16 protein-coding genes are annotated in these 11,904 nt (G+C 72.3%); 8 read left to right on the top strand and 8 right to left on the bottom strand.

Annotated features, from left to right (window positions below; translation table 11 throughout):
* Window positions 1-7 precede the first annotated feature (7 nt).
* Window positions 8-1,168, bottom strand: a complete 1,161-nt coding sequence (locus tag JT362_RS21625) for a L,D-transpeptidase (RefSeq protein ID WP_260193373.1) — start codon at window positions 1,166-1,168, stop codon at window positions 8-10.
* A 125-nt stretch (window positions 1,169-1,293) separates the two neighbouring features.
* Between JT362_RS21625 and JT362_RS21630 the strand changes: the two genes are divergently transcribed.
* From JT362_RS21630 to JT362_RS21640, 3 genes are read left to right on the top strand one after another with little or no spacing between them, the layout of a single operon-like run.
* Window positions 1,294-2,028 (top strand): SDR family NAD(P)-dependent oxidoreductase, encoded by a 735-nt coding sequence (locus JT362_RS21630; RefSeq protein ID WP_260193374.1) that lies wholly within the window; start codon window positions 1,294-1,296, stop codon window positions 2,026-2,028.
* 30 nt (window positions 2,029-2,058) lie between these two features.
* Complete coding sequence (locus tag JT362_RS21635) at window positions 2,059-3,162, top strand: sensor histidine kinase (protein ID WP_260193375.1); 1,104 nt, start codon at window positions 2,059-2,061, stop codon at window positions 3,160-3,162.
* Window positions 3,159-3,812: a response regulator transcription factor gene (locus JT362_RS21640; RefSeq protein WP_260193376.1), complete on the top strand. Its 654-nt coding sequence runs from the start codon at window positions 3,159-3,161 to the stop codon at window positions 3,810-3,812. The genes JT362_RS21635 and JT362_RS21640 overlap by 4 nt, the downstream gene beginning before the upstream one ends.
* Here the strand turns inward: JT362_RS21640 and JT362_RS35440 are convergent.
* Window positions 3,796-4,029: an NUDIX hydrolase gene (locus JT362_RS35440; RefSeq protein ID WP_311202737.1), complete on the bottom strand. Its 234-nt coding sequence runs from the start codon at window positions 4,027-4,029 to the stop codon at window positions 3,796-3,798. The two genes, JT362_RS21640 and JT362_RS35440, sit on opposite strands and share 17 nt — an antisense overlap.
* 171 nt (window positions 4,030-4,200) lie before the next feature.
* Between JT362_RS35440 and JT362_RS21650 the strand changes: the two genes are divergently transcribed.
* The 3 genes from JT362_RS21650 to JT362_RS21660 all read left to right on the top strand — a co-directional run bounded on the left by JT362_RS21650 (window position 4,201) and on the right by JT362_RS21660 (window position 5,133).
* Window positions 4,201-4,428: a type II toxin-antitoxin system Phd/YefM family antitoxin gene (locus tag JT362_RS21650; protein WP_260193377.1), complete on the top strand. Its 228-nt coding sequence runs from the start codon at window positions 4,201-4,203 to the stop codon at window positions 4,426-4,428.
* Entirely contained in the window at window positions 4,425-4,823 is a 399-nt protein-coding gene (locus JT362_RS21655; protein WP_260193379.1) for a type II toxin-antitoxin system VapC family toxin, read from the top strand. Before JT362_RS21650 ends, JT362_RS21655 begins: the two co-directional genes overlap by 4 nt.
* 61 nt (window positions 4,824-4,884) lie before the next feature.
* Window positions 4,885-5,133 carry a hypothetical protein gene (locus tag JT362_RS21660; protein WP_260193380.1) on the top strand — a complete coding sequence of 83 codons (249 nt, stop codon included), beginning with the start codon at window positions 4,885-4,887 and terminating at the stop codon, window positions 5,131-5,133.
* Between the two features lie 7 nt (window positions 5,134-5,140).
* Here the strand turns inward: JT362_RS21660 and JT362_RS21665 are convergent, their stop codons facing one another.
* The gene (locus tag JT362_RS21665; protein WP_260193382.1) at window positions 5,141-6,034 is read right to left on the bottom strand and encodes an SMP-30/gluconolactonase/LRE family protein; all 894 of its coding nucleotides are present in this window, start codon (window positions 6,032-6,034) and stop codon (window positions 5,141-5,143) included.
* Between the two features lie 8 nt (window positions 6,035-6,042).
* Window positions 6,043-7,143, bottom strand: coding sequence for a UDP-N-acetylmuramate dehydrogenase (locus tag JT362_RS21670; protein WP_260193384.1), 1,101 nt, complete (start codon window positions 7,141-7,143; stop codon window positions 6,043-6,045).
* A gap of 25 nt (window positions 7,144-7,168) precedes the next feature.
* Here JT362_RS21670 and JT362_RS21675 point away from each other — a divergent pair, with 25 nt between their 5' ends.
* Both JT362_RS21675 and JT362_RS21680 read left to right on the top strand, forming a co-directional pair.
* On the top strand, window positions 7,169-7,669 hold the full coding sequence (locus JT362_RS21675) for a DUF2505 domain-containing protein (RefSeq protein WP_260193386.1): 501 nt from the start codon (window positions 7,169-7,171) through the stop codon (window positions 7,667-7,669).
* A complete protein-coding gene (locus tag JT362_RS21680) occupies window positions 7,648-8,490 on the top strand; it encodes a class I SAM-dependent methyltransferase (RefSeq protein WP_260193387.1) in 843 nt (280 codons plus the stop codon). Before JT362_RS21675 ends, JT362_RS21680 begins: the two co-directional genes overlap by 22 nt.
* Here JT362_RS21680 and JT362_RS21685 read toward each other — a convergent pair.
* From JT362_RS21685 to JT362_RS21700, 4 genes are read right to left on the bottom strand one after another with little or no spacing between them, the layout of a single operon-like run.
* Window positions 8,414-9,337, bottom strand: coding sequence for a hypothetical protein (locus JT362_RS21685; RefSeq protein WP_260193388.1), 924 nt, complete (start codon window positions 9,335-9,337; stop codon window positions 8,414-8,416). The two genes, JT362_RS21680 and JT362_RS21685, sit on opposite strands and share 77 nt — an antisense overlap.
* Entirely contained in the window at window positions 9,334-10,665 is a 1,332-nt protein-coding gene (locus JT362_RS21690) for a hypothetical protein (protein WP_260193390.1), read from the bottom strand. Before JT362_RS21690 ends, JT362_RS21685 begins: the two co-directional genes overlap by 4 nt.
* Before the next feature lie 3 nt (window positions 10,666-10,668).
* Entirely contained in the window at window positions 10,669-10,974 is a 306-nt protein-coding gene (locus JT362_RS21695) for a DUF6403 family protein (protein ID WP_260193391.1), read from the bottom strand.
* 12 nt (window positions 10,975-10,986) lie between these two features.
* The gene (locus JT362_RS21700) at window positions 10,987-11,847 is read right to left on the bottom strand and encodes an ADP-ribosylglycohydrolase family protein (RefSeq protein ID WP_260193392.1); all 861 of its coding nucleotides are present in this window, start codon (window positions 11,845-11,847) and stop codon (window positions 10,987-10,989) included.
* Window positions 11,848-11,904: the final 57 nt, after the last annotated feature.

Below are 11,904 nucleotides of genomic sequence, written 5' to 3' on the forward strand. Positions count from 1 at the left end.
GAGGTCGTCACGACAGCGCGGACATCGACTTCCACTGGTCCCAGGGGATCAGCCAGTCGAAGACGTCCGAGGTGGTCGGGAAGTCGGCCTTGGAGCCGGTGATCTCGACCGGGTCGCCGATCAGGGCGCTGTCGAAGTACTTCTTGGCGTCGGCCTCGAACAGGTTGATGCAGCCGTGCGAGGTGTTGGCCTTGCCGATGTTGGCGCGGTTCTCCTCGTTCTCGTGGATGAACTCGCCGTGGTTGGAGATCCGCACCGCCCACAGCTTCTCCACGTCGGTGTAGCCGTAGCGCGGGTTGGAGAAGTTGCCGACCTTCTCCTTGGCCATCACGATCACGGTGCCGTTGGGCGTGTTCAGGTTCGGGTCGGCGTCCTTGCCGTTGCTGGCCGGGAAGCTCATGTAGAGCTTGCCGTCGCGGTAGACCTCCATCTTGTGGTCCGGGGTGTGCACCTTCACCACCTGGTTGCGGCCGATGGTGAACGAGGTGGTCAGGTCGGACTTGCCGTACGCGCCGCCGCCGAGGTTCACGCCGTAGAGCTTGGCGGTGACGTCGACCTCGGTGTTCGCCGGCCAGTACTCCTTGGGCCGCCAGTCGACCTGCTGGTCGTTCAGCCAGGCCCAGGAGCCCTCGACGGGCGTGGAGGTCTCGACCTTCAGTGCCTTCTCCACCGCGGCCTTGTCCTCGACCGGGCCCTCGGGGAACTTGATGCTGATCGGCATGCCGACGCCGACGGTGACGTCGTCGATCGGGTTGATCGTGGCCCGCGGTGTCGAGGCCGGGGCGACGGTGGCGAAGGAGCCCTCCAGCGTGGTCTCGCGGCCGGCGGCGTTGGTGGCCGTGGCGCGGTAGGTGTAGGTCTTGCCGTAGCCGAGGAGCTCGGTGGTGCTCCAGCTCAGCTTGTCGCCGGCGAGCTCCCCGGCGACCTCCTCACCGGCCGGGTTGGTCACCGTCGCGCCGGTGAGCGTGCCGTCGGTGACGGTGATCTTGACCGGCTCCAGGACGGAGACGTCCTTGGTACCGTCGGCCGGGGCGAAGGCGATCTCGGCGGGCGCGGCGTCGGCGGGTTTGGCGGTGCCGGCCACGCCGCCGTCGGAGGAGCACGACGCGAGCAACGCGACCCCCGCCACGAACGTGACGACCGAACCGAACAACCGCTTGGATCTCACCTGATCTACCTCCGCCGTGATGCGTGCGCACTTGTGGGGACGCCCGAGACCGGCGCGGGGTGCGCCCCGGCTGGTGTGACTGTCGTCATACCAGCCTCTCCCGCGACCCGAAAGGATCCTGTTACGTGAACAACCTCGGCACCGCGGTCGTTACCGGAGCCAGCTCGGGCATCGGCGCGGCGACCGCGCGCGGTCTGGCGGCCGCCGGCTTCCACGTCGTTCTGGGTGCCCGACGGCTGGATCGACTACACGTCCTCGCGCGTGACACCGGCGGGGAGGCGCACCCCCTCGATGTGACGGATCCCTCGTCGGTCGAGGAGTTCGTGGCCGCCGTGCCGTCGTGCCGGGTGCTGGTCAACAACGCCGGCGGCGCGCGGGGCCTGGACCCGGTGGCGGCGGCCGACGAGGACCACTGGCGCTGGATGTGGGAGACGAACGTGCTCGGCACCCTGCGGATGACCAAGGCCCTGCTGCCGGCCCTGACCGCCTCCGGCGACGGACACGTCGTGACGGTCACGTCGGTGGCCGCACGGGAGGTGTACGACAACGGCGCCGGCTACACGAGCGCGAAGCACGCCCAGTCGGTCCTGCACCAGACCCTGCGCGGCGAACACCTCGGCGAGCCGGTGCGGTTCACCGAGATCCTGCCCGGCATGGTGGAGACGGAGTTCTCCCTGGTCCGCTTCGACGGCGACGAGCGGCGCGCGGACCAGGTGTACCGGGGCCTGACCCCGCTGACCGCCGAGGACGTCGCGGACACCATCACGTACGCGGTGACCAGGCCACCGCACGTGAACATCGACCAGATCGTGCTCAAGCCGCGCGCCCAGGCGTCGGCCACCCGCGCCCACCGGGAGTGATCACACCTACCGGGTCCGTATATTTCTGGCATGCGCTCGCTGCTGCGTGACCGCGACGGGTTCGTCGTCGGGGCGGCCGTGCTGGGCACGGGGTTCGCGGTGCTCAACCTCGCCTACACCTGGGACTGGGGTTGGATCCTGGCGCTGCTGATGGCGCCGGCGCTGATCGTGCGGGCGGTGTGGCGGACGATGCCGGGCTGGCTGCTGCTCGCGTGGGTGCTGATCCCGACCGTCATCGGCGACGCGGCGGTGGTGACCGAGAGCGCCTACCTCGTGGTGATCACCGCGCTGGCGGTGGCGGCGGCCGGGCGGACGAGCCGGGTCGACACGGTCGTGATGGCGCTGTGCCTGCTGTCGCCGTTCCTGATCTGGTTGTTGGACACGACCGAGTGGCACCGCGGGGTCGGGGCCTGGATCTGGTTCAGCGGCCTGCTGATCGGCTGGGTGTTCGGGCACGGGGTCGGCCAGCAGTGGGCGTTGATCGACGAGCTGGAGCGCACCAGGACGAAGTTGGCGGAGACCGCGGTCGCCGAGGACCGGCAGCGGATCGCGCGGGACCTGCACGACCTGGTGGGGCACAGTTTCAGCGTCGTGCTGCTCCACCTCGCCGGGGCGCGGATGAACCTCACGTCGTCGCCCGCCGAGGCCGCCGACGCGCTGCGGCAGGCGGAGACCGTCGGCCGCCGCGGCATGGACGAGCTGCGTCAGGCGCTGATGCTCATGCGCGAGGGCACCCATACGCCGGCCCCGCCGGAGCGGCGTGAGCTGGACCACCTGCTGGCGAGCTACCGCGACGCGGGGATGCGCATCACCCTCGACGTGACCGGTGACGTCGACGACCTGTCGGCGGCGCCCCGGATCGTGCTCCAGGACGTGCTGCGCGAGGCCCTCACGAACGTCGCCAAGCACGCGTCGGTCCCGGCGGCCAGGATCCGCATCGACGTCAACCCCGACAGCGTGACGGTGCGGGTCGAGAACGCGCTCGGGTTGCGGCCCGCCGGAACCGGGATCGGCCTGACCGGGCTGGAACACCGGGTGGCGGCGGTCAACGGGACGTTCCGGGCGAAGGCGCACCTGGCCCGCTGGGTCGTCGAGGCGCGGCTGCCCCGCCAGCTGACCGGGACGCGGACGTGATCCGGGTACTGCTCGTCGACGACCAGCCCATGGTGCGTGCCGGGCTCGGGCTGATCCTGCGCAGCCAGCCGGACATCCAGGTGGTCGGCGAACGCGACGACGGTGACGACATCGTCGACGCGGTGGCGGGCTGCGCGCCCGACCTGGTGTGCATGGACGTGCGGATGCCCGGCACCGACGGCGTCGAGGCGACCCGGCGGTTGCGCGCGGCCGATGGTCCCCCGGTTTGCATCCTCACGACGTTCGGCGACCAGGACGTGCTGTGGTCGGCGGTCGACGCCGGCGCCGCCGGGTTCGAGCTGAAGTCCGCGACCCCGGAGAACCTCATCGAGGCGGTGCGGACGGTGGCGTCCGGGGGGAGCTGGATCGACGGCACGCTGCTGGGGCCGATCCTCGACTCGTACCGCCAGCTCACCCGCCCCACGGGCCGGTACGCCGACCGGGTCGGCGCCCTGTCCGACCGCGAGCTGGACGTGTTGCGCCTGATGGCGCGCGGAGCGTCCAACCGGGAGATCGCCGACCAGCTCAACCTGGCCGAGACGACGGTGAAGACGCACGTGGGTGGGCTGTTCAACAAGCTCGGGGCCAGGGACCGGGCGGCGGCGATCGTGTTCGCCTACGACGCGGGGCTGGTCAGGCCTCGGGGGTGAGGTCGCTCCAGCCTCGGGTACTGAACGCCACGCCGGCACGGAAGGCGTGGATCCCGGCGGCGGGATAGTCGATGGTTCGCGCCGGGAGCTGTTCAAAGGGGAACCAGCGGACGGCGGTGCACTTGCCGGGTTCACGGTTGGTCGGCTCGCCGAGCCACTGGGATCCGTTGACGTGCATGGTGTGGGTGTGTCGGAGGTCGGTCGGTTCGACCAGCACGCCGACCTCCTCCTCGGCTTCCCGGGCCGCGGCGTGAAAGCACCGACTCGCCGGGCGTCGAGCTTGCTGGAAGGCAGGTGCCAGAACCCGTCGAAGGCCGGGTCGGCGTCACGCCGCGGGGTAGGTAGACCAAGGTTGACCAACCAAGCCTGACCAAGTAGGTTTGATTGTATGCGGCGGACGGTGAAGGTGCAGGAGGCCAAGACGCGGTTGTCCGCCATCTTGGCCGACGTCGAGCGGGGCGACGAAGTCGTCATCGCGCGCGGAGACGTCCCTGTGGCTCGATTGATCCCGGTTCAGGAGCCGCCGGAAAGGGAGCTGGGGTTCGTGCCCTATCACGTTCCTGACTCGTTCCACGAGCCGCTGCCCGAGGACGAGCTGGCGGCGTGGGAGGCATGACGCCGCGCCGGCTGATGCTCGACACGCACGTGCTGTTGTGGGCGTTGACCGAGCCGGTCCGACTGTCCGCGCCGGTCCACGAGCTGGTCGCCGACCGGCGCACGGAACTGTTCGTATCCGCGGCCTCGGCCTGGGAAATCGCGACGAAGCAACGTTTGGGGAAACTGCCACAGGCCGAGGTACTGGTACGGGCCTATCGGCAGCACCTCGCGCGGCTCGCGGTGCACAGCGTTGCCGTCGGCGACGAGCACAGCCTCCTCGCGGGATCCATGACGTGGGACCATCGAGATCCGTTCGACCGCATGATCGCCGCGCAGTGCATGGTGGAGTCTCTGCCGCTGGCGACAGCGGACGAGGCGTTCCAGACCCTGGCAGGGGTCCAGGTGTTGTGGTGATCGGGCCGGGCACCGCTGCGGCGATACGTTCCGGAGGAATCATGAATACCTCTATGTACCCGTGTGGGACCTCACCGAGGCGGACGCGTTCTATCGCGGCTCGCTCGGCACGACGGAGGCGTGGCGGGACGGCGACCTGACCATCGCCTACGCGCAGCCGGACACCTCGGTGCGGCTCATGGTGCCGACGTCGGGCAAGGCCGCCGGGCCGATGTATCTGGTGCCCAGCGTCGCCGAGTACCTCGCGGCGAACCCCGGCTTCGACGATCCCTCCGGCAACCGGCACTACGTCTTCGGCCAGAGGACGTGACGATGGATCACGGCCGGGGCCGGGCACCGTTGATGTTGAACAGCAGGGTGTAGACCGAGGTGCTGGCCGTGATGAACAGGCGGTTGCGTTTGGGGCCGCCGAAGCAGATGTTCGACACGACCTCGGGGACCGTGATGCGGCCGAGCAGGGTGCCGTCGGCGTGGAGGCAGTGGACGCCGTCGGCCGCGGCGGCCCAGATGCGGCCCTGGTCGTCGAGGCGGATGCCGTCGAACTGGCCGGAGGGGGACTCGGCGATCACCTCGCCGCCGGACAGGCGGTCGGCGTGCACGGCGAAGGCGCGTAGGTGTCTGCGGCGGCTGTCCACTATGTACAGGTGGCGTTGGTCGAGGGAGAACGCCAGGCCGTTGGGGCGGTCGAAGTCGTCGGCTACCACGTGGACTTCGCCGGTTGCCGGGTCGACTCGGTAGACGTTGCAGGCGCCGATCTCGGACTCGGCGCGGACGCCTTCGTAGTCGCTGTCGATGCCGTAGGACGGGTCGGTGAACCAGACGGCTCCGTCGGCGGCGATCACCACGTCGTTGGGGCTGTTGAGGCGTTTGCCGTCGAACCGGTCGGCCAGGACGGTGATGGAGCCGTCGTGTTCGGTGCGGGTCACGCGGCGGTTGCCCTGTTCACACGAGACCAGGCGGCCCTGGGCGTCGATGGTGTGGCCGTTGGCGTAACCGGCGGGGTGGCGGAAGACGCCCACCTGGCCGGTCGTCTCGTCCCAGCGAAGGACGCGGTCGTTCGGGATGTCGCTCCACAGGAGGTACCTGCCGGCGGCGAAGTACGCCGGACCCTCGGTCCACTTGGAGCCGGTGTGCAGGCGCTCCAACAGGTCGTCGCCGAAGAGTTTCAGGCGGTCGTCGAACGACTCGAGCTTGGTCGGTACCACATCCATCGCGTCTCCTAGAGGGTGCAGCCGACGAGTACGGGTTCGGGGTGGAGGTCGACGCCGAAGCACGTGTGGACGCCGTCGCGGATCTCGCGGGCCAGGGTCAGTAGATCCGCGGTGGTCGCCGTGCCTCGGTTGGTGATGGCGAGGGTGTGTTTGCCGGACAGGGTGACGCGGCCGCCTGGGCCTCGGTAGCCCTTGGCGAAACCGGCGCGTTCGATCAGCCAGGCGGCGGAGAGTTTGGACGCGCCGGGACCCGCCGGGTACTGGGGGACCGCCACGTCCGGGCCGAGGCGGGTGGTGATGCGGGCGCGGACGGCGGCCAGGTCGCGGTCCAGCACGATCGGGTTGGTGAAGAACGAGCCGACGCTCCAGGTGTCGTGGTCGGACTCGTCCAGGACCATGCCCTTGCCGCGCCTCAGTTCGAGCACGGCCGCGCGGGCCAGCTCGACCGGGACCTGCTTGCCCTGGCGCACGCCGAGGACGCGGGCCAGCTCGGTGTACCGGATCGGGGCGGAGAGGCCACCGTCGGCCAGTTCGAAGCGGACGCGGAGGACCACGGCGCGCTCGTTGCCCTTGAGGACCGACGTGCGGTAGCCGAGGCCCAGCTCGTCGACGCCCAGGGTGCGGATCTCGCCGCTCGCGCGGTCCAGCAGGTCCACCGAGATCAGGTGTTGGCCGACCTCCACGCCGTACGCGCCGACGTTCTGGACCGGGGTCGCGCCGACCGAGCCGGGGATGCCGGACAGGCATTCCAGGCCACCCAGGCCCGCTTCGACCGTGCGGCAGACCACGGTGTCCCAGTCCTCGCCCGCCTCGACGGTCAGGGCCACCCGGCCATCGCCCAGGGCGTCGATCTTGTTGCCGTGGTTGCCGACCCGCACGACCGTGCCGTCGAAGCCCTCGTCGCCGACGACCAGGTTCGAGCCGCCGCCGAGTACCAGCACCCGGTCGCCGCGCCGGTCCGCCGCTCTGACCGCGGCCGCGACCTCCTCGGCGGACGCGGCCGAGACGAAGCGGGCGGCGGGCCCGCCCAAGCGCAGGGTCGTGTAGCCGGACAGGGGGACCGCGGCGCGGTCGGTGACCCCGTCCGCACCGAGGGGGAGGCTGGTCATGGGCTCCAACGGTAACCTCCGTCGCATGGCACGCAGCCTGGAGCACCGGTCCACCTACCCCCAGCCGGTCGACACGGTCTACTCGACGCTGGTCGACGAGGGGTTCCTCACCGATCGCCTGCGCGCGATCGGCGGGAAGGACGCGGCCCTGCTCGACCACACCCGCACCGGCGACGCGGTCGCGTTCACCCTCCGGCAGGGGGTCGACGCCGAGCGGCTGCCGAGCGCGGCCCGCTCGGTCCTCGGCGGCGACCTGGTCGTCGAGCGGGCCGAGCGGTGGCGGCCGGACGGGTCCCGGTACGCGGCCGAGACCAGCGTCTCGATCAGCGGGGTACCCGGGTCGATCCGGGGGCAGTCCCGGCTGGGCGAGCACGGCGGCGAGAGCCTGCTGGTGGTGCGGGCCGAGGTGCGGGTGAGCATCCCGCTGGTCGGCGGGAAGCTGGAGAAGGTCGTCGTCGAGCAGGTCACCAAGTTGCTGGCGACGGAGGCCGAGTTCACCGAGAAGTGGCTGGCCGAGCGCGGCTGAGCCCGGTCGGCTCGCCGACCAGGGGCACCACGAACCCGAACCGGTTGCGCCGGGTGGACCGGTGGCTGACCGGGGACCACGCCGTCCGGCGGGCGCTGCGGACCGCCGACGACCCGCTGGCGGTCGACCTCGGGTACGGCGCCTCGCCGGTCACCACGGTCGAGCTGGCCGCGCGGCTCGCCACCGTGCGCGCGGACGTGCGGGTGCTGGGGCTGGAGCTGGACGCCGACCGGGTGGCCGCCGCGCGCCCGGCCGCCGACCCGCCGCGGCTCGACTTCGCCCGCGGCGGGTTCGAGCTGGCCGGGACGCGGCCGGTGCTGGTGCGGGCGTTCAACGTGCTGCGGCAGTACACCGAGGACGAGGTCGCCGACGCCTGGGCGACGATGCTCGGCCGGCTCGCGCCCGGCGGCGTGCTGGTCGAGGGCACCTGCGACGAGCTGGGGCGACGCTGCTGCTGGATCACCCTGGACTCGGACGGCCCGAGGACGTTCACCCTCGCCTGCCGACCGGGCGACCTGGAGCGGCCGTCGGACCTGGCCGAGCGGCTGCCGAAGGCGTTGATCCACCGCAACGTCCCGGGCGAGCCGGTGTACGCGCTGTTCACCGCGCTCGACCGGTGCTGGGCGACGGCGGCGCCGCTGACCCCGTTCGGTCCGCGGGCCCGCTGGGTGGAGACGGTGCGGCTGCTGGCCGAACGCGGCTGGCCGGTGCTGGACACCCACCGGCGCAGGCGCCTCGGCGAGCTCACCCTCGCTTGGCGCGCTGTCGCTTCCTCTTCTTCCGCTTCCGTTCCTGCGCGTCGGACAGCTCGCGGCAGCTGATGATCAGGCTCTCCACCCGGAGGGCGAGGCCGGAGTCGACCTGGTCGTGTTCGTCGGCGTCCGCGATGTCGCCGACGAGGTCGGCGTACTCGGCGGCCAGGCTCCGGTAGCGGCGTTCGGCCTTGCCGGCGTTCCGGCCGTGGAAGCGGCGGTCCAGGGCGATGATCTCCTGGGCCAGGACCGCCGACCGCGCGCTCAGCGCGGTGCGCTCGTCCTCGGCCGAGTCGCGTCGTTCCCGGCGTTCGGCGGCCGAGCGGCCGGCCCGGCGGGCACCGAGGTAGGCCACCGAGGCCGCGACCAGGACGGCGGCCACCGCGGTGCCGGCGATCAGGTACCTCGGCAGGGACGGGCTGATCGTGCGCGCACCGTCCGGCACGATGCCGGCGCGAACCAGGAGGTCGTAGTTGACGGCGACCACCTTGAGCGCGCTGAGCGGGTCGTCGACGAACGAGTCGACGCCGTTCGAGATCACGGTGTCCGCCACCACGCGGTCGCCGAGGTTCTCGTCCTCGTCGCCGAGCTGGGCGCAGCCGTAGGTGTCGTACTCGTCGCCGTCGTGGCTGAGCAGCAGGATCACGTTGTCGTCGGCGGCACCCTGGACGTCATCGCAGGTCTCGCGGAGGTCGGCGCCCGGCTCCTGGAGGATCACGACGAGCCTGCGGTTGCCGATGATCCGCTCGGCGGCCCGCTCGTCGATGCCGAGTTCCTCGGCCGCGTACACCGAGGTCGTGCGGACCTCGCGGGCCACCTCGCCGTCGAGGATCCCGCCGGTGAACAGCGCCCAGCCGGCCAGTACCAGGCAGCCGAGCACCGACAGCCCGTACGCGGTGCCGAAGAGCCCCTTCACGAGATCCCCCCGGCCAGGTAGACGCGGGGGCGGTAGTCGGCCCGGCCGAGGGCGGTGGCTGCGGTGTCCAGCTCGGACTCCGCGGCGTCGACCAGCCGCCGCACCTGCCGGTCCGGCAGGTCGTCGGCGAGCGCCTCGCGTGCCGCCTGGAGCTTGCCGATCGCGCGCACCAGCGCCGCGTGGTGGGACAGCGCCGACAGCTCGATCGCGAGCGTGGTCAGCGCGGCGATCCTGGCCGGCGGGCGGCGGGGGCCGCGGGCCCGGCCGAGCACCGGACGGGCCGACAGCAGCAGGAACCCGAGCACGCACGCGGCGAACAGCCACGGCAGCGCGGGCAACGTCACCCGCAGCGGGTCGAACGGCTGGTACGGCAGCGGGCGGTCGAACAGCCCGGCGTACCGGACGTCGGTGACCCGGTCGAGGTACGCGCGCAGCACGTTGCCCTGCGGGTAGGCGAACCGGCTCAGCCGGTCGCCGAACTGGCCGTAGAAGCTCGCGCCGACGACGTCGGCGAAGTCGGCGGCCAGCGGCCCGTGGTACTCCACCCAGTCGCCGTACATCACGTAGATCCCGGTGTCCGGGAACAGCTCGGCGAGCGCGGGCCCGTACTCCGGCACCGGCTCGCCGAACGGCTGCCTGGGGAACACCGCGAACAGGGCGGCGTCATCGGCGCCGTCATGGGCGGCGTCCGCGTTGTCCGGCACCTCGTCGAGGGTGGCGCCCTCGGCGACGTGCAGGCCGCTCGCGCGCAGGTCGGCCGCGACGGCGGCCAGCTCGGCGCTCGTCGGCGCGCGCCAGCTGAAGGTGTCCTCGTCGTCCGGGATCTCCGCGTCGCGCAGGGCGTGCAGCAGGGCGACCAGCTGGTTGGTGACGTCGGCGGTGGCGAACTGCGCGCGCCAGGACGGCAGGTCGTCGCCGCTCACCTGGTACCCGCCACCGGTGACCTCGGTACCGAGCACCACGGCGGTCGCGTTCGACACGTCGTTCACCCGGTCCCGCTGGTCCTCGGCCAGACCGGGTGGGGCGACGAGGATGCGCACGTCGTCACCGGCCGCGGCGGCGTCGACCCGTTCGGGGTCCCAGTGCGCGATCGAACCCGGCAGCCGCACCACCCGGTCGCGGCGCAGCATCCCCTCCATCGCCTCGACCGACGGGACGTCCGCGCCGGACAGCTCCCCGGCGGACCCCTCCTCGACGGCGTTCCCCCCGGCCGGCGACTGCCCGTAGCTGACGTCCACGCTCTGCCGCTGCGCGAGGAGGTAGACCACCAGCAGCGCGACGGCGACGCCGAGGAGCAGCCAGCGCAGCCTCGGCCAGTGCTCGCTCACTGCTCACTCACCGGCGGCCGCCCGCCACAGGTGGTCGGCGCGCTCGGCGTGCTCGCGGGCCTCGTCGGCGACGGCGGCGCCACCGCCCGCCGCGGCCAGGCCCGCCGCCAGCGCCAGCAGCCGCTCGGCCTCGACGACCCCGTCCGGGCAGGCGTCCCGGCTCACCTCGGCCGACTCGATCGCCGCCCGTGCGCTCGACCACGCGGTGCGGTCGGCCAGGTCGCGGGCACGCCGGCGCGGCAGGTAGGTCGCGCCGAACCCGGCCGCCAGCAGCAGCAGGGTCCCGAACACCCAGATCAACCAGGTCACGGGGAGATCCTGTCACGGGTGATGTCGGATCCAGGCGGGCAGTGGCTCGCACGCCTGGCGCCACTGGGCCGGAATGGCCGACTCGCCGAGCCGGCCGGCGACGATGCCGCCGACGATCGCGCAGACCGTGTCGACGTCGTCGGCCACCGGGGCCGCCGCGCGCACCGCGGCGGCGTAGTCGTCGAGGTGCTGGGCGGCGACCCAGAGCGCGAGCGGCACGGTGTCCGGGGCGCTGCGGCGGGCGCCGTCGCCCAGCGTGGCGGCGGCCTCCCCGGCGGACGCGTCCGCCAGGTCGGCGGCGTCCCGCAGGCCGTCGTAGACCTTGCCGGTCGGGGTGCGGTGCAGTACCTCGTCGAGCAGGTCGGCGGCGGTCGCGCCGGCGGCGGCCAGCGACGCGGCGACCGCGGTGGCGACCGCGCCGGCGACGCCCTCCGGGTGGGTGTGGGTGACCTCGGCGGACGCGACGGCCTCGCGGGCGGCCAGCTCGGGGTCGTCGTGGTACCAGGCGCCGAGCGGGGCGACCCGCATCGCGGCGCCGGTGCCCCAGGAGCCGTCGCCGCCGAACGTCTCGGTCGCCAGCCGGGCCAGCGACACGCCGCGGCGGGACACCTCGCGGATCATCGCGTCGACGCCGGGGCCGTAGTTGCGGGCCTCGTCGTAGCGGGCGACGAAGCTGTCGGCGAGCGCGGCGGCGTCGAGGTGGCCGCGGGTCGCCAGCACGTGCACGACCGAGCAGGCCATCTCGGTGTCGTCGGTCCAGTGCCACGGGGCCGGGGGCAGGTCCAGGCCGGTGGTGTCCAGCGCCTCGCCCAGCGCGTCGCCGACCGCGAGGCCCATCAGGCTCGCCCTGGCCGGCGTGAGTCGGTCCGTCACACCGTGGTTGGTACCACACCGAATCGGGTTTGACCTTGACGTTACGTCAACTTCTAC

Origin of the sequence: Actinophytocola gossypii (assembly GCF_025165815.1) — a bacterium.
GTDB lineage: Bacteria > Actinomycetota > Actinomycetes > Mycobacteriales > Pseudonocardiaceae > Actinophytocola > Actinophytocola gossypii.